Source organism: Streptomyces naganishii JCM 4654, from assembly GCF_014650575.1.
Classification (GTDB): domain Bacteria; phylum Actinomycetota; class Actinomycetes; order Streptomycetales; family Streptomycetaceae; genus Streptomyces; species Streptomyces naganishii.
Genome location: NZ_BMVF01000006.1, coordinates 437,578 through 462,696, shown reverse-complemented (window position 1 = coordinate 462,696; position 25,119 = coordinate 437,578). Strand labels below are relative to the sequence as shown.

Genomic DNA, 25,119 nt, shown 5'->3' with positions numbered 1-25,119 from the left:
GGATTCCTTCCGGGTCGGGAAGCGGCGGTGGAGGGGTGGCATGCGGTCACGAGCGCGAGGGCCGGCCGCGTGCGCGGCGGGCCGACGGCACACCACTCCACCCTCCAGTGGCCGCCCGGGTACCCGACAGGGCCGTTCGGGTCACGCTCACGACCGCGGCGTCACTGGGCGGCGAGGCCGTGGGCGCGGAACTGGGCGCGGACCCGTTCGACCAGGGCCGCGTCCGGCACCGGGTTGCCCTTCAGCGGGAAGGGGATCCCCAGGGCCTCGTACTTGGGGGCGCCGAGCTTGTGGAACGGCAGGATGTCGACCCGCTCCACGCTGTCCAGGCCGGCCACGAAGCGGGCCAGGCCGTCCACCGCGCGCTCGTCGTCGGTCCAGCCGGGGACGAGCACGTAGCGGATCCACATCCGCTTGCCGAGCCGGGCCAGACGGGTGGCGAAGTTGAGCGTGGGCGTCAGCTCGCCCCCGGTGAGCTTGCGGTAGGTGGCCACGTCGAAGGACTTGATGTCCAGCAGCACCAGGTCGGTGTCGGCCAGCAGCTCGTCCGTGGCGCGGGCGCCGAGGAAGCCGGAGGTGTCCAGCGCGGTGTGCAGCCCGGCCTCCTTGCACCGGCGCAGGACCGCGCCGGTGAAGGCCGGCTGGAGGAGGGGCTCGCCGCCGGTGACGGTGACCCCTCCCCCCGCGGTGGTGATGAACGGACGGTACTTCTCGATCTCCGCCATCACCTCGTCGACGGTGGCCCGCCGGCCGTCCCGCATGTGCCAGGTGTCGGGGTTGGCGCAGTACAGGCAGCGCAGCGGGCAGCCGCTGACGAAGAGCACGAACCGGGTCCCGGGACCGTCCACGCCGGTGGACAGGTCCCAGGAGTGGATCCGGCCGGTGACCGGGACCGGGCCCACGGGGGCCGGGGCCGCGGTGGCCGCGGTGGCCGGAGTCGGGGTGGTCACGGTGGCCGGGGTCGGGGTGGTCACGGTTCTCACAGCGATCCGTGGAAGGTGCGGCTGATCACGTCGAGCTGCTGCTCGCGGGTCAGGCGGACGAAGTTGACGGCGTATCCGGAGACCCGGATGGTCAGCTCCGGGTACTTCTCCGGGTGCTCCATGGCGTCCTCCAGCACCTCCCGGTTCAGCACGTTGACGTTCATGTGGAAACCGCCCGCCGAGGTGTAGGCGTCGAGGATGCCCACCAGGTTGCCCGCGCGGTCCGCCGGGACGTGGCCCAGACCCTCCGGGGTGATGGTCGTGGTCAGCGAGATGCCGTCCCTGGCCTGCTCGTACGGCAGCTTCGCCACCGACAGCGCCGAGGCGGCCACCCCGTGCCGGTCGCGGCCGTTCATCGGGTTGGCGCCGGGGGCGAAGGGCGCTCCGGCGCGGCGGCCGTCGGGGGTGTTGCCGGTGTGCTTGCCGTAGACCACGTTGGAGGTGATGGTCAGCACGGACTGGGTGTGCTCGGCGTCCCGGTAGGTGGGGTGCCTGCGCACCTTCGCCATGAACGACTCGACCAGGCCCACGGCGAGCTGGTCCGCGCGGTCGTCGTTGTTGCCGTACGCCGGGAAGCCGCCCTCGACCTCGTAGTCCACCGCGAGGCCCGTGTCGTCGCGGATCACCCTCACCCGCGCGTGCTTGACGGCGGACAGGCTGTCCGCGGCCACCGACAGGCCGGCGATGCCGCACGCCATGAAGCGGTGCACGGGGTAGTCGTGCAGCGCCATCTCCAGGCGCTCGTAGGCGTACTTGTCGTGCATGTAGTGGATGACGTTGAGCGCGTCCACGTACGTCCCCGCCAGCCAGTCCAGCATGCGGTCGTACGCCGCCGACAGCTCCTCGTAGTCCAGGTAGTCGCCGGTCAGCGCCGGCGCGGGCGGGGCGACCTGCTCGCCGCTGATCTCGTCGCGGCCGCCGTTGATCGCGTACAGCAGGGCCTTGGCGAGGTTGACGCGGGCGCCGAAGAACTGCATCTGCCGTCCGACCGCCATCGCCGACACGCAGCAGGCGATCGCGGTGTCGTCGCCGGTGCGCGGGCGCATCAGGTCGTCGGACTCGTACTGCACGGCGCTGGTGTCGATGGAGACCTGGGCGCAGAACTTCTTGAACCCTTCGGGCAGCCTCGGCGACCACAGGACGGTCAGGTTCGGCTCGGGGGCCGGGCCGAGGTCGTAGAGGGTCTGCAGGAAGCGGAAGGACGTGCGGGTGACCAGGGTGCGGCCGTCGCTGCCGATGCCGCCGATGGACTCCGTGACCCAGGTCGGGTCGCCCGAGAACAGGGCGTCGTACTCCGGCGTGCGCAGGAACCGCACGATCCGCAGCTTGATCACGAAGTCGTCGATCAGCTCCTGGGCGCGGGACTCGTCGATGGTCTGCTCGTCCAGGTCGCGCTGGAGGTAGACGTCGAGGAAGGTCGAGGTGCGGCCCAGCGACATCGCGGCGCCGTTCTGCTCCTTCACCGCGGCGAGGTAGCCGAGGTAGAGCCACTGCACGGCCTCGTGCGCGGTGGCAGCCGGGCGGGTGACGTCGCAGCCGTAGGAGGCCGCCATGCGGGTCAGCTCGCCCAGGGCGCGGATCTGCTCGGCGATCTCCTCGCGGTCCCGGATGACGTGCTCGGTGGAGGGGCGGGCGTCCAGCAGGGCCTTGTCTGCGAGCTTGCCCTCGATCAGCCGGTCCGTGCCGTACAGGGCCACGCGCCGGTAGTCGCCGATGATCCGGCCCCGGCCGTAGGCATCGGGCAGGCCGGTGATGATGCCGGCCTTGCGGGCCGCGCGCATCCCGGGGGTGTAGGCGTCGAAGACGCCGTCGTTGTGGGTCTTGCGGTAGGTGCCGAACACCTTGGTGACGAAGGGGTCCGGCTCGTAGCCGTAGGCCTTCAGCCCGTTCTCCACCATCCGCAGGCCGCCGTTGGGCATGATCGCCCGCTTGAGCGGGGCGTCGGTCTGCAGGCCGACGATCAGCTCGCGGTCGCGGTCGATGTAGCCCGGGGCGTGCGAGGTGATCGTCGAGGGGGTCGCGGCGTCGACGTCGTAAATGCCCTTGCGGCGCTCCTCCGGGAAGAGCGAGCTGACCTTCTCCCACACGGCCGTCGTCCGGTCCGTGGGGCCGGCCAGGAAGCTCGCGTCACCCTCGTACGGGGTGTAGTTGGCCTGCACGAAGTCGCGGACGTCGATGCGCTCGCGCCACGTCGTCCCGGCGAAGCTGCGCCAGGCACCTGCCTCGTGGGCGGCCTCGGTGCCGGTGCTGCCGGCTGTCACCGTCGCGGTCATCACGGGTCCTCTCCTGAGCTTGTGTCCACCGACCAGCCTCGTCGTGCCGGGCCCGGGCGGGCAGTGCCGGACAGGGCACCTGAGCGATCCTTCCGGCCCGGTGTGGGGGGACCTTGGTCCCGTCGTGGACGGGACCGGTCAGCCGACCGTCAGGTCGGGGCGGATCAGGGTGCCCGCCCTGCCGTGGACTATCTCGTCGGCCGCGTCCAGGGCGCCGATGGCGGCCAGGCCACCGGTGCGCTCCACGAAGCGGGCGCAGGCCTCCGCCTTGGGGCCCATGGAGCCGGCCGCGTAGCCGGAGCGGCGCAGGTCGTGCGGGGTGGCGTCCACGACCGGACGCTGGTCGGGGGTGCCGTAGCCGCTGTAGACGCACGGCACGTCGGTGAGGACGAGCAGGAAGTCGGCCTTGAGGTCCTCGGCGAGCAGCGCGGCCGTGAGGTCCTTGTCCACGACCGCCTCCACGCCGGTGAGGGCGCCGCTGTCGCGGTCGGCCGTCACCGGTACGCCCCCGCCGCCCGCGCAGATCACCAGCGTGCCCGTCCCCAGCAGCTCGTGCACGGTGTCGGTCTCGACGATCCGCTCGGGCGCGGGAGAGGGCACCACGCGGCGCCAGCCCGTGGTGTCCCGGGCGACGTGCCAGCCGCGCCGCTTGGCCAGGGAACGGGCGGCCTCCCGCGAGTAGACCTGGCCGACGAACTTGGTGGGCCGTCCGAAGGCGGGGTCGTCCGGCCGCACGACGGTGTGGGTGACCAGGGCCGCGATACGGCGGCCCGGCAGCGCGTTGTGCAGGGTGCGGACCAGCAGGGAGCCGATCATGCCCTCGGTCTGGGCGCCCAGCAGGTCCAGCGGGTAGGGGGCGCTGAGCACGGGGTCGGCGGCGCTCTCCATGGCGAGCAGGCCGATCTGGGGGCCGTTGCCGTGGGTGACGACGACCTCGTGCTCGTGGGCGAGGGCGGCGATCGCGGTGGCGACCCGCTCGATGTTGGCCTGCTGGACGTCGGCGTCGGGGCGCTCGCCCCGGTGCAGCAGGGCGTTGCCGCCGAGGGCGACGACGATGCGCATGGTTCAGTCCTCCAGGGTGGCGACGAGGACGGCCTTGATGGTGTGCAGCCGGTTCTCGGCCTGGTCGAAGACGATCGAGGCGGGCGAGGAGAACACCTCGTCGGTGACCTCGAGCCCGTCCAGGCCGTGCGTGTCGAGCAGGTCCCGGCCCAGGCGGGTGCGGTGGTCGTGCAGGGCCGGCAGGCAGTGCATGAACCTGACGTCCGGGTTGCCGGTGGCGGCGACGGTCTTCGCGTTGACCTGGTAGGGCAGGAGCAGGTCGATCCGCTCGTGCCAGGTCTCGGCGGGCTCGCCCATGGAGACCCACACGTCGGTGTAGAGGAAGTCCGTGCCGCGCACGGCGCTCTCGGCGTCCTCGGTGAGCGTGATCCGCGCGCCGCTGCGCTCGGCCACCGCCCGGCACGCGGCGACGTGCGCCGGGTCGGGCCACAGCCCGGCGGGGGCGGCGATGCGCACGTCCATGCCGAGCAGCGCGCCCATGGCCAGCAGCGAGTTGCCCATGTTGTTGCGGGCGTCGCCGAGGTAGCAGTACGAGATCTCGCGCAGCGGCTTCGGGCTGTGCTCGCGCATGGTGAACACGTCGCACAGGCTCTGGGTGGGGTGCGAGGTGTCGGTGAGCCCGTTGAAGACGGGGACGCCGGAGCCGGCGGCCAGTTCGGTGACGATCGACTGGGCGGAGCCCCGGTACTCGATGCCGTCGAACATGCGGCCCAGTACGCGGGCGGTGTCGGCGATGGACTCCTTGCTGCCGACGTGGGTGTCGCCGGGGCCGAGGTAGGTGGTGGCGGCGCCCTGGTCGGCGGCGGCCACCTCGAAGGCGCAGCGGGTGCGGGTGGAGGTCTTCTCGAAGACCAGGGCGATGTGACGGCCCCTCAGCCGGGGCTGTTCGGTGCGCGCGCGCCGGGCCGCCTTGAGTTCGGTGGCCAGGTCGAGGAGACGGTGGATCTCCTCGGCGGTGAAGTCGAGTTCGCTCAGGTAGGAGCGTCCGCGCAGGTCGGTGCTGACGGTGCTGTTCGTGGTCATGGCGGGTTCCCTGGAGGTCGTGGTGTCTCAGGCGGTGACGGCGTCGCGTTCGACGGGGCAGCTCATGCAGCGCGGTCCGCCCCGCCCGCGGCCGAGTTCGGCGCCGGCGATGGTGACGACCTCGATGCCCTGCTTGCGCAGATAGGTGTTGGTGGTGACGTTGCGCTCGTAGCCGACGACCACTCCGGGCGCCAGCGCGAGGAAGTTGCTGCCGTCGTCCCACTGTTCGCGCTCGGCGTTGCGGATGTCCTGGGGCGCGGACAGCATCCGCACCTTGTCCAGGTCCAGCGCCTCCGCGAGCGCGGTGCCCAGGTCGGAGTTGGGGACGACGTCGAAGCCGGCGGCGTGGCCCTCGCTGGGGCGCAGGGTCCACGAGCGCAGCGAGTCGGCCAGGCCCGGGTAGATGGTGAACGCGTCCCGGTCCACCATCGTCAGCACCGTGTCCAGGTGCATGTAGGCGCGGGTGGAGGGGAGCTGGACCGCGATCAGCCGGTCGGCGGTGCCGCCCGCGAAGAGTCGTACGGCCAGGTTCTCCACGGCCTGCGCGGTGGTCCGCTCGCCCATGCCGACCATGACGGCGCCGTCGCCGAGGACGTGCACGTCGCCGCCCTCCAGGGTGCCCCAGGGGCCGGGGCCGTCCAGGACCGGTTCGGGGGCGCGGCCGGCGAACAGCGGGTGGAACCGGTAGATCGCCTGGGCGTGCAGGCTCTCGCGCCGCCGGGCGGACTTGGCCATGGGGTTGACCGACACCCGGTCGTAGATCCAGCAGGAGTTGTCGCGCGGGAAGAGGTGGTTGGGCAGCGGGGCGAGCGCGAAGTCGTCGGCGTCCAGGGCGCTCCAGACCAGGCTGTGCGGGGTGTTCAGCGGCAGGTCGCTCTTGAGCAGGCCGCCGATCAGGTAGCCGGCGAGGGTCTCGCCGTCCAGTTCGGCGCACAGCCCGCGCACCGGGTCGACCAGGGCCGCGCCGACGGTGGCCGGGGTGACGACCCGCTCCAGCAGCCAGTCGCGGGCCTCGGGGACCTCCAGGGTCTGGGCCAGCAGGTCGGCGAAGTAGTGGACGCGGGCGCCGTGGTCGCGCAGTACCTGGGCGAAGGCGTCGTGCTCCTCGCGGGCGCGCTTGGCCCACAGGACGTCGTCGAAGAGCAGGGCGTCCACGTTGCGCGGGGTGAGGCGGGAGAGTTCGAGTCCGGGCCGGTGCAGGATCACCTGGCGGAGACGGCCGACTTCGGAGTCGACGTGGAAAGTGCTGCTGCTCATGGCTGCTTCCTTGCTGTACGAGGTCTTCGCGGTCGAGTGGGCGTCACGCGCCGGCGGTGGTGACCGCCCTGGGTGCGTGGGGTGAGGGGTGCCGGGCCGGCACCGCGCGGGGGTCCTGGCTCGGGCCCGCGCGGTCCGGCGGGGGTGTCGGTCGTGGTCAGTCGTGGTGGCGCAGGCCCGTGCCGCGCGAGCCGGTCTCGCGGGGGCCGCCCCTGCGGCCGGTCCGCGAACCGGGCAGGCGCCGCTTGCCCGTGGGGGCGGTGGTCTCGGGCGCCCGCTCACCACCGGTGGCGGCCGCGTCCCGCGTCCCGGTCGCGGGCCCGGCCGCCGGTGCGGCCGTCCCGGCCACGGGGGCGGTGCCGGCCACGGCGGGGGTGCCGGTGGGCGAGACGGCGGTCCCGGCCATGGCGGCGGTCCCGGTGGGCGAGGCGGTGGCGTCCCGCTTCAGCCACACGTAGACCGGCAGTCCGAGGAGCAGGACGAACAGGCCGTAGTAGACGGTCTGGTAGCCGCTGCCCTGGATCGACCAGTACGAGAAGGCCATGGCGAGCCCGGCGACGGTGACGTCCCGCACCAGCGCGCGCCGGCTCAGGCGCCCGCGGTCGCGCACCAGCCAGTACAGCTGGGCGGCGGCGGAGAACAGGTACGGGATCACCGCGGTGAGCACGCTCAGCAGCACGATCTTGGTGAAGACGTCCTCGAAGCTCGTGTAGCTGAACACCGTGATCAGCGAGGCGAGCACGGTCGAGGCGAGGATGCCGAAGACCGGGACGTCCCGCTCGCCGCGCAGCCGGGCGAAGGAGCGCGGGAAGAGGCCGTCGCGGGCGGCGGCGTACGGCATCTCGGCGCACAGCATGGTCCAGCCGTTCAGGGCGCCGATGCCGGAGACGATGGCGGCCACGGCCACCGCGTCACCGGCCCAGCTCCCGCCGAGGATGTTGTTCGCCGCGTCGGTGAACGGCGCCGTGGAGGAGCCGAGGTCGGCGTGCGAGACGGTGCCGAAGACCGCGAGCGTGCCGAGGATGTAGATGACGGCGCAGACGAGCGTGCCGTACACGGTGGCGCGCGGCACGTTGCGCTCGGGGTCGCGGACCCGGCCGGCGACGACCGAGGCGGCCTCCAGGCCGAGGTAGCTGAACAGGGCGATGGCGCCCGCGGCCGAGATGGCGCCGGTGGCCGACTGGCCGCTGGCGTTGAACGCGCCGAAGTTGCCGGAGTCGATGAACAGCAGTCCCACGGTGGCCATGAAGACCAGCGGGACGAACTTCAGCACGGTGGTGACGACCTGGAAGGCGCCGGTGTTGCGCGCCCCGGTCAGGTTGACCGCCGCCGGCAGCCACAGGCCGACCAGCGCGATCACCACCGACCAGGCGGTGCGGTGACCGGTGTTGACGAACACCTCGACGTAGCCGACCCAGGCCACCGCGATGGCCGCGTTGCCCGCCCACGCCGTGATCCAGTACGACCAGGCGTTGAGGAACCCGGCGAACTCGCCGAACGCCTCCCGGGCGTAGACGTACGGACCGCCGCTCGCGCGGACCCGCTTGGACAACGCCCCGAAGGTCAGGGCCAGGGCGAGCGCGCCGAGGGTGACGACGACGAACGCGATGATGGCGATCGGGCCGTAGGGCGCGAGCGCCGAGGGCAGGGCGAAGACGCCGGTGCCGATGATGCTGCCGATCACGAGCGCGGAGGCGGCGGGCAGGCCGAGGGCCGCCGTGGGCTGCGAGGCTCCCCCGTCCTCGGGGTTGGGACCTCTGCTGGTGCGGAACATGGTGGTGCTCCTGTCGGGCCGACTGGGGAAGAATTGATCCGGTGTCGATCCTTCTTCAGTGCCGTGCGCGCGGGGAGCGGCCACAGGTCCCCCACCGGGCCCATTGGTCCCGGTCACCGGGGGTGCGCGGTGGGAGCCTTCGGAAGGTCAGCCGCGGGCGCAGGCGTGGCCGTTGAGGGCGAAGTCGCGCGGGGCGGAGTTCGCGCCCTGCCAGGAGCCGATGAAGCCGAAGGAGAGGGTGCCGCCGGCGGGCACGCTCCGGTTGTAGTCGGCGGCGGTGGCGGTGACGCGGGAGCCGTCCTGGGCGACGGTGGCGTCCCACATCTGGCTGACGCGCTGGCCGTCGCGGAAGGTCCAGTCGAGCCGCCAGGTGTCCAGGGAGCGGGTGGTGGTGACGGTGACCGCGGCCTGGAAGCCGTCGGACCACTGGCTGGAGACCTCGTAGTGGACGCGGCAGGTCGCCGGCGCGCTCGTACGCGGGGCGGGACCGTCCCCGCCGTCGGCGGGGGCCGTGGAGGTGCCCTGGGGTTCGGGGTCGGGGATCCTGCGGTCGGCGTGTGTCGCGGACGGGCTGGTGGAGGGGCGCGCGGAGGCCGGCCGCGAACTGTGGGCCGGGCGGGGGCCGGTGGGAGTGGTGGCGGGGGTGCGGGAGGGCGGGAGGACGCCGGGGTCGGCGACCGGCTGGCGGTCGGCGTCGCCGCGCGCGGTGTCGGCGGCCGAACCGCCGAAGGGCATCATCGACACCGCCAGGGCCACCGCGGACAGCGCGACCGCCGCGGCGAGCAGTCCCCCGCGCACGGCGCGGGCCCGCCCGTTGCCCTTCGCCGCCTCCGCGCCCTCGGCCTCGGCGGTGGCGGTGGCGGGGCGGCGGGCGCCGAGGCGGACCTCGGCGGCCCGGCGGCGGCGCTCCAGGTAGGCGAGGCCGCCCCAGCCGATCACGCCCCCGGCGAGCGCGGCGGGCAGTCCGCCGCCGTGCAGCCGCAGGCAGGCGGCGGCCTCCGCGCAGCCCTCGCAGGTGGCCAGGTGCCGGGAGAGGTCCTCGGGGGTCTCGGCGGGAGGCGTGGAGCGGGTGACGGCGTGCAGCAGCCGGGCGTAGCGGCGGCACACGGTGTCCATCGGGGTGTCGAGGTGGTCGCGGTGGCAGCGGTCCCGGAACAGGGTGCGCACCTGGTCGAGTTCCTCGGAGACCACCGCGGGGTCCAGGCCGAGCCGGCGGGCCACCACGACCATCGGCAGCGCCTCGACCTCCGCCAGCCACAGCAGCGCGGCGTCCGCCTCCTGGAGGTCCTTCAGGCCGCGCAGCGCCAGCGGGCGGTGCAGCGGCGGGCCGGTGTAGCGGGCCGCCCTGTCGGAGTTGAGCCACAGCCGCAGGTCGGGGTCGAGCCGGTGGCCGTGTCCGGCGGCCTCCCAGGACGCGGCGGTGGTGCGCACCGCGGTCAGCATCAGCGGGATCGCCGGGAGCCGGGGCGTGCGGCGGCCCCGGGCGGCCCCGGCGTCGGCGGCGCGCACCTCGCGCAGGCCGAGCGCGAAGGCCTCCGCGGCCAGCTCCTGGGCCGCCGCCGACCCGGCCGTGCACAGGTCGGCGTAGGAGAGGACCGCGTCCCAGCACTCGGCGAACAGGGGCGCCTCGGTGGCGTCCTTGGGGCTCGGCAGGTCGGGCATGGGTCTCCTGCGTCCACGGGGCGAGGGCAACTCACCACAGTCAGAGAGAAGTTGGGGGGAACCTCGCGGCAGGGCACGAGCCTTTCACGCCTTGCGCACAACTGACAAGCCGCGCGTCCGGTTCTCGTGACGCAGACCGCTGTCCCCAACTCCGCTCCGTAGTACGGACCGGAGCCCCCTTCCGTCTCACGGTTGGCGGAAAACTACACCGCCGGCGACTCCTGCGCCGCCCCTTGCGCACTCCCGCCGTCCGGCGCTCCCGGCTCCTCGCGCGCGGGGAGGCTGTCCATGAAGGAGCTGACGGAGAAGACGGCGTGGCCGGGTCCGGGCGGGCCGTATCCGGGGGGCGAGGACAGGCCGAAGTCCTCCATGGTCTGCCGGTAGGCCTGGAGCAGCCGGATGTGGTACTCCAGCGGCGCGCCGTTCGGGTTGGCCTTGCCGAGCGGGGTGGTGGGCTCCGGGCACCAGGTGGTGAAGCGGGGCGTGATGCCGTGCGACATGAAGAAGCGCAGGCCCTCGGTGGTGGAGGCGATGGCCTCGTCGACCGTCTTGAAGCCGAACGGCTCGGCCATCTCGACGCCCGCGACGAAGTTGGGGATCACGTTGCGCGCGCCGAAGACGTCGGCGGAGTCGAGGATGCGCCGGTGCCACTCGTCGCGGCCGACGTAGCGCTCCTTGCCGGGGCAGTACATCTTGAACAGGTACTCGTCCCACACCTCGTAGTTGGGGTGGTAGATCTGCACCCCGTAGTCCTTGAACCGCTGCACGTCCGCCTTGGGCAGCGCCTGGGCGACGACCTTGCCGATCCAGCGGCCGGGGAAGCGCTCCTCGATGGCCTTGGCGTAGTGGCCGTAGAAGTCGGCCTCGTCGCGGCCGGCGACCGTCTTGGTGATGGCGCCGCCGGTGAGGGTGTAGGCGGTGGACGCCTTCTGGGTGTCGTACCGGTCGATGATCTCCAGCGCCTCCAGGACCTCCTCCACGTCCTTGACGCCGGTGTAGGGGCGGCCGGCCGCCTTGTGCTGGCGCCAGTTGTGGTTGATGTCGCAGTACTGGCACTCCTCCTTGGCGCCGAAGTACTGGCAGACCCGGAAGACGGTGAGGTAGATCAGGTAGCCCCACTGGATGGTCGGGGCGACCTCCATCACGGACTTCCCGTTGGACAGGGTGTGCCGGTAGTACTCCGGCATGGGCGGCACGCCGACGTCGGCGATCCGCTTGCCGTCCAGGTAGAGCCCGAGCATCCCGTCCTCGGCGGCGGCCACCCGGTAGGGGGAGGCCGGGTTCACCCGTACGGAGACGACGGTGCGCCTGAGGTCGTAGGGGCCGCCGGTGAGGATGATCTCCTCCGGCGGGCGGCGCAGCGCCGCCTCGCCCAGCTCGGGCAGGGTGCCGTGGTCGAAGGAGAAGATGAAGTACGACTTGGGCTTGACCTCGCCGCTCTCGTTGTCGCTCAGGGCGGACGCGTCGAAGGCGACGCCGCCGCGGAGCAGGTCCTCCTTGAAGACGGCCTCCCGCGGCACGTGCGGGAAGCGCTCCATCAGATCCTCGACCAGCGCGGTACGGCTGCCCATCCCGTTACTCCTCCCGACGTGTGCGTACGACATCTCACGGTATGCCCCCGCTCGCGGGCGGGCCGTGCCGGGTCCCCTCCCGGCGCGCGATGTGCTCCGGGGGTGTGATGTGCGGCGGCAGCGCCGGGTCGGGCTCGGGCGCTCCCCACACGGCGGTCAGGGGCAGCACCCCGGCCCACAGGCCGAGGGCCGCGTCGGGTCCGTCGCCGTCGTCGGGCGGGCCGGTGCGGATCTTCACCGAGGCCGTCCGGAGACAGAGGGCGAGCAGGGTGGTGGCGGCCAGTTCCTTGCGGCTGGGGGCGCGGGCGTACGACCACTGGCCGGGCGCGCTGTGCTCGGTGAGCAGGCGCAGGCCGGCCAGCTTCTCCTCCGGGTCGGTCACCTTGCGCGGCACTCCGTGGATCATGGCGCTGCGGTAGTTCACGCCGTGCTCGAAGACCGAGCGGGCCAGGACCAGCCCGTCGACGTGGGTGACCGTCACGCACACCGGGGTGTCACCGGCGAGGCTGCGGCTGGCGACCGAGCCGTGGACGTAGAGCCACCGCCCGTCGTGGCCGTACACCGTGGGCACGACGAGGGGGTGCCCGTCGACCACGACGCCGAGGTGGCAGACGAATCCGGCGTCCAGGACCGCCTCGAGGTCGGCGCGGTCCAGGCTGCCCTGCTCGCGCAGCCGCCGGTGCCGGGTGAGGCCGGTGCCGGGGAGGACCGGCGGCAGGGGCGACGGCGTGGGCGGCGGTGACGCCGGTGAGTGGGTCATGAACGCGGAAGATACCGATATCGAAGTGGAATGGCCACGGGATTGCGGTATCACCCGTACAGGCGCCACTTGGACGACGGAATCCGTTGCCGTGCTGATCGTCGGGTAGGTTCCCCGTGGACGTGTGCGCCGCGTGACGCCACGGGGAGGGACGACGCCGAATGACCGGGACCGTGACCAACTGGGCGGGCAACATCACCTACGCCGCGGAACGGGTCCACCGGCCCGAGTCCCTGGACGCGCTGCGCGCGCTGGTCGCCCGGAGCGCGAAGGTGCGGGTCCTGGGCAGCGGGCACTCCTTCAACGAGATCGCCGACCCGGGCGCCGACGGCGTACTGCTGTCCACGGCCGCGCTCCCGGCCGGCGCGGACGTGGACACCGCGGCCCGCACCGTGCGGGTCGGCGGCGGGGTGCGGTACGCGGAACTGGCCCGCCGGGTGCACGCGCACGGGCTGGCGCTGGCCAACATGGCGTCCCTGCCGCACATCTCCGTGGCCGGCTCGGTGGCCACCGGCACCCACGGCTCGGGGGTGGCCAACGGGCCGCTCGCCTCGGCCGTGCGTGAGGTCGAGCTGGTCACCGCCGACGGCTCGACGGTGACGATCGGCCGCCAGGACGCGCGCTTCGGCGGCGCGGTCACCTCCCTGGGCGCCCTGGGTGTCGTCACCGCGCTCACCCTGGACCTGGAGCCGGCCTTCGAGGTGGAGCAGCACCTGTTCACCGAACTGCCGCTGGAGGGACTTGACTTCGAGGCGGTGGCGGCGGCCGCGTACAGCGTGAGCCTGTTCACCGACTGGCGCGACCGGGGCTTCCGGCAGGTGTGGCTGAAGCGGCGCACCGACCAGCCGATGCCCGCCTTCCCCTGGGGTGTGCCCGCGAAGGTGGCGCTGCACCCGGTGCCCGGCATGCCCGCGGAGAACTGCACGCGGCAGTTCGGGGTGCCGGGTCCCTGGCACGAGCGACTGCCGCACTTCCGCGCGGAGTTCACCCCGAGCAGCGGCGCCGAGCTCCAGTCGGAGTACCTGCTGCCGCGCCGGCACGCCCTCGACGCGCTGCGCGCCGTGGACGGCGTCCGGGAGACGGTCGCGGGCGTGCTCCAGACCTGCGAGGTGCGGACGGTGGCCGCCGACGAGCAGTGGCTCAGCCCCTGTTACGGGCGGGACACGGTGGCGCTGCACTTCACCTGGGTCGAGGACACCGCGGCGGTGCTGCCGGTGGTGCGGCGGCTGGAGGAGGCGCTGGCGGACTTCGAGCCCCGGCCGCACTGGGGGAAGGTGTTCACCACCCCGGCCGAGGTGCTGCGCGGGCGCTATCCGCGCCTGGACGACTTCCGCGCGCTGGCGCACGGGCTGGACCCGGCCGGGAAGTTCACCAACGCGTTCGTACGGGACGTCCTCCACTAGGCTCCGGCCCTGGACCCGGCCCCCGCCCGGTCCGGGAAGGTGCTCATGGTCCGTGCCGGTCTCACCGCCGAACGTCTCGTCGCCGCGGCGGCCGAACTGGCCGACGAGGTCGGTTTCGACAACGTCAGCCTGTCCGCGCTGGCGCGGCGCTTCGGGGTGCGGGACGCCAGTCTCTACTCGCACGTGCGCAACCTCGACGACCTGCGCGCCCGGCTGGCGCTGCGGGCCGGCGGGGAGATGATCGAGCTGATCGCGGACGCCGTGGCCGGCCGGGCCGGCAAGGACGCGCTGGCCGCGTTCGCCGGCGCCTACCGGGAGTACGCCCACCGGCACCCCGGGCGGTACGAGGCCACCCGGATCCGGCTCGACCCGGCCCTGGCCGGCGACTCACCCGCCATGCGCCGCACCGCCGAGATCACCTACGGCATGCTGCGCGCCTACGGCCTGGAGGAGCCCGACCTCACCGACGCCGTGCGCCTGCTGCGCAGCACCTTCCACGGCTACTGCGCCCTGGAGGCCACCGGCGGTTTCGCCGCCCCGAGGGACCCGGCCCTGTCCTGGGACAAGGCGATCGAGGCCCTGCACAGGGCGCTCACCCACTGGCCCCGGGAGGGCGGCGAGCGGGACTGATGCCGGCGCCCGTGGGCGGCGGGCGGCCGGGGCGACGGCGCCGAGTAGCGTCGGGAGCATGAGCAGCAGCGAAACGGCACCGCCCGATCTCGCCTCGGCCCTGGCGCGGGGGACGCTCGTGCTCGACGGCGGGCTGTCCAACCAGCTGGAGTCGGCCGGGCACGACCTGGGCGACGAGCTGTGGTCGGCGCGGCTGCTGGCCGAGCGGCCGGAGGCGATCACCGAGGCGCACCTCGCGTACTTCGAGGCGGGTGCGGACGTGGTGATCACCGCGAGCTACCAGGCCACCTTCGAGGGGTTCGCCCGGCGCGGGACCGGCCGCGAGCGGGCCGCCGAGCTCATCGCGTCCAGCGTGGAGCTGGCGAGGACCGCGGCGAGGCGGGCGTACGACAGGGGCGTCCGGCGGCCGCTCTGGACGGCCGCGTCGGCGGGCCCGTACGGCGCGATGCTCGCCGACGGCTCCGAGTACCGGGGGCGCTACGGGCTCACGGTGAGCGAGCTGGAGCGCTTCCACCGGCCCCGCCTGGAGGTGCTCGCGGCGGCCGGTCCCGACGTGCTGGCGCTGGAGACGGTCCCGGACGCCGAGGAGGCCCAGGCGCTGCTGCGGGCGGTGCGCGGGCTGGGGGTGCCGGCGTGGCTGTCGTACACCGTCGCGGGCGGGCGCACACGCGCGGGGCAGCCGCTGGAGGAGGCGTTCGCGCCGGCCGCCGACGCGCCGGAGGTGATCGCGGTCGGGGTGAACTGCTGCGCGCCCGAGGACGCCGACGCGGCGGTGGAGACGGCGGCGCGGGTGACGGGCAAGCCGGTGGTCGTCTACCCGAACAGCGGCGAGTCGTGGGACGCGAAGGCCCGCGCCTGGACCGGCCGCCCGGCCTTCACCCCCGAGCTGGTGACCCGCTGGCACGCCCACGGCGCCCGCCTGATCGGCGGCTGCTGCCGCGTGGGACCCCGCACCACCGCCCAGATCGCCGGAACGCTGCACCCGGCAGACCCGGCAGACCCGGCAGGGCCCGCGGCGCCGGGGCCGCCGGGGACGCCGCTTGCCGGCGCGTGAGCGGAGGCGGGCGCGGCCCGGCCCCGCCGGTCAGCCGCCGCGCACCCCGCCGGAGCGGCGCAGGCGGCGGATCACCGAGCGGAGTTCCGCGGAGCGGGCGGGGGCGCCGTCCGTCGGGGCCGCGGTGGGGGCGAGGGTCCACAGGGCGAGCTCCGCGTCGCGCGGGCCGTACGCCGTGCGCGGTTCGCCGTCGCCGAAGACCCGCACGGGGTGCCGCGCGTCCCACGCCTGCCAGCCCGGGTCGCCCTCGGCGGCGAAGCGCACCCAGGCCGTGTGCATCGCGTCGGCCAGCTCCTGCGGGGCGCCCTCGCCGGCGAGTCTGCGCGAGTCCGGGACGTCCCCGGTGTCGAAGACGAACCCCAGCTCCAGCGCGTGGCAGGCGCCGAGGCCGGGCAGCTGCGAGGGCCAGGCGAACTCGTAGACGTACGACGGTCCCCGGTGCGCGTCGGCCAGCCGGTGCAGGGGGCGGCGCAGCAGGTGGTCGGTGACGAGCTGGCCGACGGTCTCGGCGGTGCCGGCCCGCGGGTCCAGGGCGCGGTAGCCGCGTACGACCTCGTGGCCGCAGTGGCAGCGGGCCATGGCCCCGGCCAGCGCGACCGCGCCGAGCCGGTCGACGCGCTCCAGCAGACCGCCCGGCACCAGCCACAGCCGGTACTCGTCACGGGTCCAGCCCATGAGGAGGTCCGCGCCCCGCGCCGCGTCGCCGTCGGCCAGCGCCTCCAGCGGGTCGCGCGGGACGAGGTCGCCGTCGACGACGATGCCGAAGGCGGGACCCCCGAGGACCGGGCTGCTGAGCCGGCCGACCTCGGCCTGCGTGCGCAGCAGCAGCTCGCGGTCGACGGCGGCGAAGGCCTCGGCGGTGGCGGGCACCTTCAGCCGGGTGGCCATCCGGCGCACCATCCGCCGCACCTTGTCCCGGTCGGAGGCCTCGGGCGGCCCGCTCTGCAGGACGGCCCGCCGGAAGAGGCCCTGGGCCTGCGGGGCGGCGATCAGGGCGCCGACGCTGATGGCCCCGGCCGACTGCCCGGCCAGGGTGATCCGGTCGGGGTCGCCGCCGAAGGCGCCGGCCGCCTCGCGCACCCAGTGCAGGGCTGCGAGCTGGTCGCGCAGTCCGGCGTTGGCGGGGGCGTCGGGGAAGAGGCCGTAACCCTCCACGCCCAGGCGGTAGTTGACCGAGACGAACACGATCCCGTCCCGGGCGAAGGCGTGCCCGTCGTAGACCGGCACCGCGGAGGAGCCCCGGGTCAGCGCCCCGCCGTGCAGCCAGACCAGGACCGGGAGCCGGGCGCCCGGGTCCGGGGCGGGCGTCCACACGTTGAGGTTGAGACAGTCGTCACCGGGGACCACGGGGTCGGACAGGTACTGGGCGAACGCCTCCGAGTACGGCGGCTTCGGCGCGGTCGGGCCGAAGGACACCGCCTCGCGCACCCCGTCCCACGGCTCGGGCGGCTCGGGCGGCCGGAACCTGCGGGGGCCGAAGGGGGGCGCCGCGTACGGAATGCCGCGGAACACCGCCACGCCGTGCTCGTACCTGCCGCGCACCGCCCCGTAGGGGGTCCTGACCACGGGTCTCGCCTGATTCACCTGGCCCGTTCCGGCTGCTCGGCTCGCCTGGCCGATCGGGGCTGCTCGGCCTGCCTGGTCCGCCTGGCCGATCGGGGCTGCTCGGCCTGTCCGGTCCGCGCGGTCTTCTCTCATGCGTCCCACCAGCCCTTCCGGCCCTTCGGCGCACTCACGCACCGGCTACCACCACAGCATCACACTGACCGCGGGTATTCCGCCGGGGCGATTGCCCGGTCCGGGGCGTGGACCTACCGTGGAAGGCGCTTTCTACCCATCTCCCGGGGGGACCATGCCCAGTGCCGAGGCGCAGCAGGTCAGAGCCGTGTTCGCCATGGATCCCGTGCATCTGCCCCGGCTGTTCCCGCCGCGCCTGATGGAGCGGCTGCGCCGGACCGCCGACGCCGATCCGGGCGTGGTGGTGCGGGACCCCAGCCGCGTCGGCGACCCCGCCGTGGCGGAGCGGCTGGCCCACGCGGAGGTGCTGATCACCGGCTGGGGCTGCCCTCACCTCGGCGCCGGGACGCTGACGGCGGCGCCCCGGCTGCGTGCCGTGCTGCACGCGGCGGGCTCGGTGCGGGCGCTGGTCGGCGCGGAACTGTGGGACCGCGGGATCGCGGTGTCCACCGCGGCCGCCGCCAACGCGCTGCCGGTCGCGGAGTACACCCTCGGGATGATCCTGCTCGCCGGGAAGGACGCGTTCGCGCTGCGCGAGCGCTACCGCGCCACGCGGTCACCCCTCTCCCCGGCCGAGACGGCGGGCGTCGGCAACCACGGCCGCCGCATCGGCGTGATCGGCGCCTCCCGCGTGGGCCGGCGGCTGCTGGAGCTGCTCCGGCCGTTCGACTTCGAGGTGCTGCTGCACGACCCGTACGTAGACGACGCCGAGGCCGCCGCGCTGGGTGCGGAGCCGCTGGCGCTGGAGGAGCTGCTGCGGCGCAGTGACATCGTCACCCTGCACGCCCCCGACCTCCCCGGGACCCGCCGTCTGCTCGACGGCCCCCGGCTGGCGCTGATCCGGGACGGCGGGGTGCTGATCAACACCTCGCGGGGCGCGCTGGTCGACCACGACGCCCTCACCCGCGAGCTGGTCTCCGGCCGGCTGCGGGCGGTCCTGGACGTCACCGAGCCCGAGCCGCCGCCCGCCGGGTCCCCGCTGCTCACGCTGCCCAACGTCTTCCTCACCCCGCACATCGCGGGCTCGCTCGGCAACGAGCTGGAGCGGCTGGGGCTCACGGTCGCGGAGGAACTGGAGCGCCTGGCGGCGGGCCTGCCGCCGGCCCACCTCGTGCGGCGCGCCGACCTGACCCGGGTGGCGTAGGCGCCGCCGCCGTCCTCCGTCTCGCAGCCGCACGCACCGGACCCCGCCCGGGCCGGCCGGGAGGCGGGGCGACTCGGAGACCGCCCGACCCGGAAGACCGGACCCGGAAGAAGCGTCCTCGGGCGGGCCGGTCCGGGGGCCGAACGCGTAGCCTCGGGGGATGGATCCCGTTCCCGCGCGGCTGGACCACATCGTGCTGGCCACTCCCGATCTGGCGGCCACGGTCGCCGAGTTCGCGCGGCGCACCGGAGTGACCCCGGTGGCCGGCGGAGCGCATGTGGGGCTCGGCACCCGGAACTTCCTCGTGGGCCTGGGCGGTCGCCGGTACCTGGAGATCATCGGGCCGGATCCGGAGCAGCCGCGCCCGGCGGGGCCGCGGCCCTTCGGGGTGGACGCGCTGCCGTCCGCACGGACGGTCACCTGGGCGATCGCGGTGCGCGGCCTGGACGCGGCGGTGGCGGCCGCGCGGGCCCGGGGTCACGAACCGGGCGGCGTACGGGAGATGAGCAGACGCCGCCCGGACGGCACCCTGCTGCGGTGGCGCCTCACCGACGGCGCCGGACACCCCTCCGGCCTGGTGCCCTTCCTGATCGACTGGGGCACGTCCCCCCACCCCGCGGACGCCGGCCTGCCGGTCACCGGCCTGCTGGACCTGACCGCGAGCGCCCCCGACCCGGACCGGATCCGCCCGCTCCTCGCGGCGGTGGAGGCGGACCTGGCGGTCGAGCGGGGCCCGGTGGGCCTGTCCTTCACGCTGGACACCCCGCTCGGACCGGTGAGCTTCGGCTGAGGCCGCCCGAGCCGCGCGGTGCCCGGTCCGGGCGTGTCCGATTCGTTCAAGACCTGGGTCCGTCGCCCGCCTACCGTGGCCCGTATGACTGCACGATTCGATGCCATTGGGCTGGTCGCCTCCGACATGGCGGCCTCTGTCGCCTTCTACCGCCGTCTCGGGCTGGTGTTCCCCGAGGGGGCCGAGCGGGAGCCGCACGTCGAGGCCCGGTTGCCCGGCGGGCTGCGGCTGATGCTCGACACCGAGGAGACGGTCCGCTCCTTCCACCCCGCCTGGCGGCCGCCGGCCACCGGCGGCCGGGCCGCGCTCGCCTTCGCCTGCGACTCGCCCGCCGACGTGGACGCCGTGTACGAGGACATGACCGGCGCCGGCCACCACGGTGAACTCAAGCCCTGGGACGCCTTCTGGGGCCACCGGTACGCCGTCCTGCACGACCCGGACGGCAACGGCGTGGACCTGTTCGCGCCGCTACCGGCGGCCGCCCAGTAGCTCGCCCAGCGGCATCCCCGCGAGGTCGCGCACGTCCCGGGCCAGGTGGGCCTGGTCGGCGTACCCGGCCCGCGCGGCGGTCGAGGCGAACGGCTCGCCGGCCCGGGCGAGCGCCAGCGCGCGTTGCAGCCGCAGTACGCGGGCCAGGGTCTTGGGGCCGTACCCGAAGGCGGTGAGCGACAGGCGGTGCAGGCGGCGCACGCCGAGGCCGAGGTCGTCGGCGGTCCGGGCGACCGGCCGGCCCGCGCCGAGGGCGGCGACGAGGCTCCGCAGCAGCGGATCGGGCTCGGTCACCTCGGCCGCCCGCGCCAGGGCCACCTCCTCCAGCGCGGCGGCCGGGTCGTCGGAGGCGTCCAGCCGCGCGCGCAGCGCCCCGGCCCTCGGGGCCGGCCACAGATCGGCCAGGTCGACGCGCCGGTCGCGCAGCTCGTGCGCGGGCACACCGAGATAGGCCGGCCCCGTGCCGGGGAAGAACCGCACGCCCGCCCACCGCCGGGGCGGCCCCGGGTCGTACGCACGGGTGTCGGGGCCCGCGACGAGCAGGCGCCCCTCGCACCACATCAGGTCCATGCACCCGTCGGGCAGCACCACGCTCCGCGCCCCGGCGGGCCCGGGTGTGTTGCGCCAGACCACCGCGCCGGGCAGCCGGGAGGGACGTTCCGTGTACACCCGGCAAGGCTACGCACGGCGGGCGCCCCGCGGGAACTCCCGCGGGGCGCCGTCCCGGTGCCCGCGTCCGCTAATTGCGGGGCGGCGAGCCGTTTGGCTCGTCCTTGTGCGGGCTGCGCGCCTGCGCGGCCTTCACATGGGCGCGCAGCCGTGCCGTCACGTCCTCCGGGGGCAGGAAGCGCGACCAGCGCTCGGGGAACTCCGAGGGCATGTCGGGGTCGTCGGGGTCGCTGTCCCGCGCGGCGGCGGCCCGCGCCACGTACTCGGCGATCTGGGCCTCGCGCACCCGCTCGTTCGCGGCGCGGGCCGCGGCGGTCGCGGCGGCCGGCCAGACCCGGTCGATGGCGGCGTTGACCGCGGCCCCGACGAGCACCGCGAACGCGGACACGCCGATCCACAGCAGCACGGCGACGGGCGCGGCCAGCGAGCCGTAGATCGTCGGGCCCTCGACGGTGCTGGTGAGGTAGATGCGCAGCAGGAAGCTGCCCACCACCCACATGGCCAGGGCCACCAGCGCGCCGGGCACGTCCTCGATCCACGGGGAGCGCACGGGCACGGACACGTGGTACAGCGTGGTCAGGAAGGCCACGGACAGGACGATCACCACGGGCCAGTACAGGACCTGGACGACGGTCGTCGACCAGGGCACCACCCGCACCACCGCGTCCGGCCCCGCCACCATCAGCGGCAGCGCGATCGAGCCGACCACCAGCGCGACGACGAACAGCCAGAAGGCCAGCAGCCGGGTGCGCACGATCCCGCGGACGCCGTCGAGGCCGTACATGACGGTGATGGTGTCGATGAAGACGTTCACCGCGCGCGAGCCCGACCACAGGGCGATGACGAACCCGATGGAGATCACGTCGGGCCGGCCGCCCTTCATGACGTCCCGCAGGATCGGCTGGGTGATCTCCTTGACGCCCTGGTCGGACAGGACGGTGCGGGAGGCGTCCAGGATGTTGCGCTCCAGGCTCGCTATCGTGTGCGCGCCGGTCCAGCTGTCGACGTAGAAGAGCAGCCCGATGAGGCTGAGCAGCAGCGGGGGCACGGACAGCAGGGAGAAGAAGGCGGCCTCGGCGGCCAGGCCGAGGATCCGGTACTCCACGCACGAGTTGACGGTGTCCTTGAGCAGCAGCCAGGCGGTCCGGCGTTTGGAGACGTTCCGGTAGAGGGCCCGCGCCCGGTGGAGGCGGCCGGAGGGCCTGTCGGGGGTTTCACTGGCTGACTGCACGACCCAAAGGTATCCCTGCCGGGGCCGCTGTCTCTCCCCCGGCCGGGCGCGGCGACCAGGCAGGACACCGGCCGGGTGACCGGGGGCCGAACCGCGGGGTAGGTTCCGTTGCATGGCAGTGCGCACCCACACCGTGACCAACCAGGCGCCGCCCCTGGCCGGATACGACGTCTTCGCGGCCGACCGCGCCCTGGTCGAGGCGGTCCGGCGGCACGTCGGCGAGGAGCTGCTGGAGGAGGTGTGCGGCGAGCTCGGGGCCCTGGGCCGGTCGGCGGGTTCGGCGCAGGTGCAGGAGTGGGGCGCGCAGGCCAACGACAACCCGCCCCGGCTGCGCACCCACGACCGCTACGGCAACCGGGTCGACGAGGTCGAGTTCCACCCGGCCTGGCACCGGCTGCTCGGCAAGGGCGTCTCGGCGGGCCTGACCTCGGCCTGGACGCGCCCGGCGGGGCATGTGCGGCGGGCGGCGGCCTTCCTGGTGTGGACGCAGGTGGAGGCGGGCAACGGGTGCCCGCTGTCGATGACGCACGCGGCCGTGCCCGCGCTGCGCGCCGACCCGGAGCTCGCCGCCGAGTGGGAGCCGCGGCTGGCCTCGACGGTCTACGACCGTGAGCTGCGCCCCGCGCACCTGAAGGCGGGCGCGCTGTTCGGGATGGGGATGACGGAGAAGCAGGGCGGCAGCGACGTACGGGCCAACACGACCTCGGCGCGGCCGCTCGCCGAGGCGGGGACGTACGAGCTGACCGGGCACAAGTGGTTCTGCTCGGCGCCGATGTCGGACGGGTTCCTGGTGCTCGCGCAGGCGCCGGGCGGGCTGACGTGCTTCCTGGTGCCGCGCGTGCTGGCGGACGGCACGCGCAACGTGTTCCTGATCCAGCGGCTCAAGGACAAGCTGGGCAACCGGTCGAACGCCTCGGCCGAGGTCGAGTTCGACGGGACGTGGGCGCGCAGGGTCGGCGAGGAGGGGCGCGGGGTGCGCACCATCATCGGGATGGTCGCGGCGACACGGCTGGACTGCGTGCTCGGCTCGGCGGGGCTGATGCGGCAGGCGGTGGCGCAGGCGGTGCACCACTGCGACCACCGCGAGGCGTTCGGCGGCCCGCTCTCCGCCAAGCCGCTGATGCGCAACGTGCTGGCCGACCTCGCGCTGGAGTCGGAGGCGGCCACGACGCTGGCCCTGCGGCTCGCGGCGGCCTACGACGACGGCGGCGAGCGGGAGCTCGCGCTGCTGCGGATAGCGGTGCCGGCCGCCAAGTACTGGGTGGCCAAGAGGTGCGCGCCCCTCGCGGTGGAGGCCTCCGAGTGCCTGGGCGGCAACGGGTACGTGGAGGAGTCCCAGATGCCCCGGCTGGTGCGCGAGTCGCCGCTCAACTCGGTCTGGGAGGGCGCCGGCAATGTGCAGGCGCTGGACGTGCTGCGGGCGCTGCGGCGCGAACCGCAGGCCTTCGACGCCTACTTGACGGAGGTGGGCCGGGCGCGCGGCGCCGACCACCGGCTGGACGGGGCGATCAAGGACCTGCTCACCGAACTCGCCGACCTGGAGGGCGTCGAGGCCCGCGCCCGGCGCCTGGTCGAGCGGCTCGCGCTGGTGCTCCAGGGGGCGCTGCTCGTGCGGTACGCGCCGGCGGAGGTCGCGGACGCGTTCTGCGCCTCGCGGCTGGGCGGCGACCGGGGCGCCACCTTCGGCTCGCTGCCGCACACGCTGAACCTCAAGTCACTGGTGGACCGGGCGCGTCCGCGGGTCTGAGGATCTGGCAGAAACCGCTCGCCCCCGACCGCCCTTCCGGCGGGCCGGTACGGGCGGGACGAGCGCGGTTTTCGGACGGGCACGGGGGTGGTGCTGCGCCGACACGGCACCACCCCCGCTCACTGGCCCTTGACGGCCACGTGTGCCGCACGCAGCGACGCTGACCAAGTCTCAGGCAGCGCGGGCCAGTTCACCAGGGTTGCAGGGGGTTGCAACTCGCCCGCCCGGGTGACCGGACTGCGCCCGTCCGCCGGCCCGGGACGGCAGTATGAACCGGACAGCCGGCACATGTGCCGGCGTGGAAGGAGCGGCTGGGGGAAACCGGTTGTCCGTGGTGCGCGGTCCGGGGTCCGTTCGGTGGGAGGACGCAGTGGCGAAAGCGCCGGTGGACGTTGCACGGCTGGCCGCCGTCGACACGGCACGGACGGCCCGCATACTGAGCGAGCTGCGCTCGGCGACGCTGGCCGGAAAGCCCTCCCGCCTCGCCCCGCGCCCGGTGATCGGGCAGTCCTGGGAGCGGATGCTGCGCAGCGGCGTCGACCCCGACCGCGACTTCAGGTCCCGGCTGCTGACCCGCGAGGAGGTCGAGCGCCGCCGGGAGGCCTCCCCGCTGGCCCAGGTGCTGCCGGTGCTGCGCGAGGGCCTGCTGTCGGCCGCGGACGTCGCCCACCACATCATGGTGGTCGCCGACGAGGACGGCCGGGTGCTGTGGCGGGAGGGCAGCCCGGCGGTGCTGCGCAGGGCCGACACGATCGGGCTCGAACTCGGGGCCGACTGGCGGGAGGAGGTCGTCGGCACCAACGGGGTGGGCACCCCGGCGGTGGTGCGCCGGCCCGTGCAGGTCTTCGCCTCCGAGCACTTCGTGCGCTCGCAGGCCCTGTGGACGTGCTCCGGCGCCCCCATCACCGACCCGCGCGACGGCAGGCTGCTGGGCGTGGTGGATGTCAGCGGCCCGCTGGAGACCATGCACCCGGCCACGCTGGCCTGGGTGGACTCGGTGGCCAAGCTCGCCGAGGCGCGGCTGCGGGAGTCCCATGTGGCGTCCCTGGAGCGGCTGCGCGCGGTGGCGGCGCCCGTCCTGGCCCGGCTGGGCGGCCGGGCGGCGGTGGTGGACCGGGACGGCTGGACCGCCGCGGTGTCCGGAATGCCGTACACCGCCCGGATCGCGCTGCCCAAGTCGCCCTCGGCCGGGTGCCGGTGGCTGCCCGCGGTCGGCCTGTGCGCCCTGGAGCCGCTGGCGGACGGCTGGTTGATCCGCGCCGACGGGGAACCGGCCCCGCACGGCGCGGCGCGCGTGGTGCTGGACGTGTCCCGGCCGCGCCGCTGGTCGGTCACGGTGTCCGGCCCGGCCGGCTCGTGGACCCAGGAACTGAGTCCACGGCACGCGGAGTTGCTGTACCTGCTGGCCGTGCACCGCGGCGGCCGCAGCGCGGCCGCGCTGGCCGGGGAGGTGTTCGGGGACCCGGCGCGCAGGGTGACGGTCCGGGCGGAGATGTCCCGGGTACGGCGCTATCTCGGGGCGCTCCTGGAGCACCGGCCGTACCGCTTCGCGGAGAGCGCCCACGTCGACGTGGTGCTGCCGGCGGACCCGCGCGACCTGCTGCCGCACTCGGCCGCGCCCGCGGTGCGGGAGGGGCGCACGCCCTCCGACGTGCCGTGACCGGTGGTGGGCCGCGGTGGGGTCCGAGGAGCGGTACGCGCCGGTGGGCGCCCTGCCCCGACTGGTCCCCGGGTGGCATCTTCCGCATATTTGCGGGGTCTTCGTCCTGCGACGCGCCGGACTGCCGTAGTATCGCCTGCGGGTCACCCCACCTGTGCCTCGGTCAACGTACGGATCACCCGGCGCAGTTGGACCGCCCC

20 protein-coding genes are annotated in these 25,119 nt (G+C 74.4%); 8 read left to right on the top strand and 12 right to left on the bottom strand.

Going from position 1 to position 25,119, the window contains the following annotated elements:
- Positions 1-161: 161 nt before the first annotated feature.
- The 9 genes from pflA to IE217_RS14180 form a co-directional block, all read right to left on the bottom strand.
- Positions 162-902 carry a pyruvate formate-lyase-activating protein gene (pflA, locus tag IE217_RS14220; RefSeq protein ID WP_190178225.1) on the bottom strand — a complete coding sequence of 247 codons (741 nt, stop codon included), beginning with the start codon at positions 900-902 and terminating at the stop codon, positions 162-164.
- Positions 903-979: 77 nt separating this feature from the next.
- Positions 980-3,256 carry a formate C-acetyltransferase gene (pflB, locus tag IE217_RS14215; RefSeq protein ID WP_190178191.1) on the bottom strand — a complete coding sequence of 759 codons (2,277 nt, stop codon included), beginning with the start codon at positions 3,254-3,256 and terminating at the stop codon, positions 980-982.
- Between the two features lie 138 nt (positions 3,257-3,394).
- A complete protein-coding gene (locus IE217_RS14210; RefSeq protein ID WP_190178190.1) occupies positions 3,395-4,318 on the bottom strand; it encodes a carbamate kinase in 924 nt (307 codons plus the stop codon).
- A gap of 3 nt (positions 4,319-4,321) precedes the next feature.
- Positions 4,322-5,341, bottom strand: a complete 1,020-nt coding sequence (gene argF / locus IE217_RS14205) for an ornithine carbamoyltransferase (protein WP_190178189.1) — start codon at positions 5,339-5,341, stop codon at positions 4,322-4,324.
- A gap of 27 nt (positions 5,342-5,368) precedes the next feature.
- Positions 5,369-6,598: an arginine deiminase gene (locus IE217_RS14200; RefSeq protein WP_190178188.1), complete on the bottom strand. Its 1,230-nt coding sequence runs from the start codon at positions 6,596-6,598 to the stop codon at positions 5,369-5,371.
- A 157-nt stretch (positions 6,599-6,755) separates the two neighbouring features.
- Positions 6,756-8,282, bottom strand: coding sequence for an APC family permease (locus IE217_RS14195; protein WP_229865299.1), 1,527 nt, complete (start codon positions 8,280-8,282; stop codon positions 6,756-6,758).
- Positions 8,283-8,519: 237 nt separating this feature from the next.
- Positions 8,520-10,034, bottom strand: coding sequence for a cellulose-binding domain-containing protein (locus IE217_RS14190; RefSeq protein WP_190178187.1), 1,515 nt, complete (start codon positions 10,032-10,034; stop codon positions 8,520-8,522).
- A gap of 203 nt (positions 10,035-10,237) precedes the next feature.
- The gene (locus IE217_RS14185) at positions 10,238-11,605 is read right to left on the bottom strand and encodes a radical SAM protein (protein WP_229865287.1); all 1,368 of its coding nucleotides are present in this window, start codon (positions 11,603-11,605) and stop codon (positions 10,238-10,240) included.
- Positions 11,606-11,639: 34 nt separating this feature from the next.
- The gene (locus tag IE217_RS14180; protein WP_190178186.1) at positions 11,640-12,365 is read right to left on the bottom strand and encodes a pyridoxamine 5'-phosphate oxidase family protein; all 726 of its coding nucleotides are present in this window, start codon (positions 12,363-12,365) and stop codon (positions 11,640-11,642) included.
- A 161-nt stretch (positions 12,366-12,526) separates the two neighbouring features.
- Between IE217_RS14180 and IE217_RS14175 the strand changes: the two genes are divergently transcribed.
- The 3 genes from IE217_RS14175 to mmuM are packed head-to-tail and all read left to right on the top strand — an operon-like array spanning position 12,527 to position 15,452.
- Positions 12,527-13,768: an FAD-binding protein gene (locus IE217_RS14175; RefSeq protein WP_190178185.1), complete on the top strand. Its 1,242-nt coding sequence runs from the start codon at positions 12,527-12,529 to the stop codon at positions 13,766-13,768.
- A 45-nt stretch (positions 13,769-13,813) separates the two neighbouring features.
- The gene (locus IE217_RS14170) at positions 13,814-14,398 is read left to right on the top strand and encodes a TetR/AcrR family transcriptional regulator (RefSeq protein WP_190178184.1); all 585 of its coding nucleotides are present in this window, start codon (positions 13,814-13,816) and stop codon (positions 14,396-14,398) included.
- Between the two features lie 58 nt (positions 14,399-14,456).
- Positions 14,457-15,452: a homocysteine S-methyltransferase gene (mmuM, locus tag IE217_RS14165; RefSeq protein WP_190178183.1), complete on the top strand. Its 996-nt coding sequence runs from the start codon at positions 14,457-14,459 to the stop codon at positions 15,450-15,452.
- 30 nt (positions 15,453-15,482) lie between these two features.
- On the opposite strand, the gene IE217_RS14160 is transcribed toward mmuM, so the two are convergent.
- Complete coding sequence (locus IE217_RS14160; RefSeq protein ID WP_229865285.1) at positions 15,483-17,018, bottom strand: carboxylesterase/lipase family protein; 1,536 nt, start codon at positions 17,016-17,018, stop codon at positions 15,483-15,485.
- Positions 17,019-17,304: 286 nt separating this feature from the next.
- On the opposite strand from IE217_RS14160, the gene IE217_RS14155 reads away from it, so the two are divergent.
- The 3 genes from IE217_RS14155 to IE217_RS14145 all read left to right on the top strand — a co-directional run bounded on the left by IE217_RS14155 (position 17,305) and on the right by IE217_RS14145 (position 19,612).
- Positions 17,305-18,333, top strand: a complete 1,029-nt coding sequence (locus IE217_RS14155) for a hydroxyacid dehydrogenase (RefSeq protein WP_190178181.1) — start codon at positions 17,305-17,307, stop codon at positions 18,331-18,333.
- Between the two features lie 160 nt (positions 18,334-18,493).
- Positions 18,494-19,123: a VOC family protein gene (locus IE217_RS14150; RefSeq protein ID WP_190178180.1), complete on the top strand. Its 630-nt coding sequence runs from the start codon at positions 18,494-18,496 to the stop codon at positions 19,121-19,123.
- 84 nt (positions 19,124-19,207) lie between these two features.
- Positions 19,208-19,612, top strand: coding sequence for a VOC family protein (locus tag IE217_RS14145; RefSeq protein WP_190178179.1), 405 nt, complete (start codon positions 19,208-19,210; stop codon positions 19,610-19,612).
- Here IE217_RS14145 and IE217_RS14140 read toward each other — a convergent pair.
- Together IE217_RS14140 and IE217_RS14135 are read right to left on the bottom strand one after the other, a co-directional pair.
- The gene (locus tag IE217_RS14140; protein ID WP_190178178.1) at positions 19,592-20,281 is read right to left on the bottom strand and encodes a helix-turn-helix domain-containing protein; all 690 of its coding nucleotides are present in this window, start codon (positions 20,279-20,281) and stop codon (positions 19,592-19,594) included. The two genes, IE217_RS14145 and IE217_RS14140, sit on opposite strands and share 21 nt — an antisense overlap.
- Positions 20,282-20,351: 70 nt before the next feature.
- Positions 20,352-21,512, bottom strand: coding sequence for a YihY/virulence factor BrkB family protein (locus IE217_RS14135; RefSeq protein WP_190178177.1), 1,161 nt, complete (start codon positions 21,510-21,512; stop codon positions 20,352-20,354).
- Positions 21,513-21,624: 112 nt separating this feature from the next.
- On the opposite strand from IE217_RS14135, the gene IE217_RS14130 reads away from it, so the two are divergent.
- Both IE217_RS14130 and IE217_RS14125 read left to right on the top strand, forming a co-directional pair.
- Positions 21,625-23,259 carry an acyl-CoA dehydrogenase family protein gene (locus tag IE217_RS14130; RefSeq protein ID WP_190178176.1) on the top strand — a complete coding sequence of 545 codons (1,635 nt, stop codon included), beginning with the start codon at positions 21,625-21,627 and terminating at the stop codon, positions 23,257-23,259.
- Positions 23,260-23,629: 370 nt separating this feature from the next.
- Positions 23,630-24,919 (top strand): GAF domain-containing protein, encoded by a 1,290-nt coding sequence (locus IE217_RS14125; protein WP_229865284.1) that lies wholly within the window; start codon positions 23,630-23,632, stop codon positions 24,917-24,919.
- The last annotated feature ends 200 nt before the right edge of the window (positions 24,920-25,119 follow it).

Bases quoted from the DNA above. Each gene is read 5' to 3' on its own strand.
- pflB (WP_190178191.1), bottom strand. From the start codon at position 3,256: ATGACCGCGACGGTGACAGCCGGCAGCACCGGCACCGAGGCCGCCCAC.
- IE217_RS14210 (WP_190178190.1), bottom strand. From the start codon at position 4,318: ATGCGCATCGTCGTCGCCCTCGGCGGCAACGCCCTGCTGCACCGGGGC.
- argF (WP_190178189.1), bottom strand. From the start codon at position 5,341: ATGACCACGAACAGCACCGTCAGCACCGACCTGCGCGGACGCTCCTAC.
- IE217_RS14200 (WP_190178188.1), bottom strand. From the start codon at position 6,598: ATGAGCAGCAGCACTTTCCACGTCGACTCCGAAGTCGGCCGTCTCCGC.
- IE217_RS14190 (WP_190178187.1), bottom strand. From the start codon at position 10,034: ATGCCCGACCTGCCGAGCCCCAAGGACGCCACCGAGGCGCCCCTGTTC.
- IE217_RS14185 (WP_229865287.1), bottom strand. From the start codon at position 11,605: ATGGGCAGCCGTACCGCGCTGGTCGAGGATCTGATGGAGCGCTTCCCG.
- IE217_RS14180 (WP_190178186.1), bottom strand. From the start codon at position 12,365: ATGACCCACTCACCGGCGTCACCGCCGCCCACGCCGTCGCCCCTGCCG.
- IE217_RS14175 (WP_190178185.1), top strand. From the start codon at position 12,527: ATGACCGGGACCGTGACCAACTGGGCGGGCAACATCACCTACGCCGCG.
- IE217_RS14170 (WP_190178184.1), top strand. From the start codon at position 13,814: ATGGTCCGTGCCGGTCTCACCGCCGAACGTCTCGTCGCCGCGGCGGCC.
- mmuM (WP_190178183.1), top strand. From the start codon at position 14,457: ATGAGCAGCAGCGAAACGGCACCGCCCGATCTCGCCTCGGCCCTGGCG.
- IE217_RS14155 (WP_190178181.1), top strand. From the start codon at position 17,305: ATGCCCAGTGCCGAGGCGCAGCAGGTCAGAGCCGTGTTCGCCATGGAT.
- IE217_RS14150 (WP_190178180.1), top strand. From the start codon at position 18,494: ATGGATCCCGTTCCCGCGCGGCTGGACCACATCGTGCTGGCCACTCCC.
- IE217_RS14145 (WP_190178179.1), top strand. From the start codon at position 19,208: ATGACTGCACGATTCGATGCCATTGGGCTGGTCGCCTCCGACATGGCG.
- IE217_RS14130 (WP_190178176.1), top strand. From the start codon at position 21,625: ATGGCAGTGCGCACCCACACCGTGACCAACCAGGCGCCGCCCCTGGCC.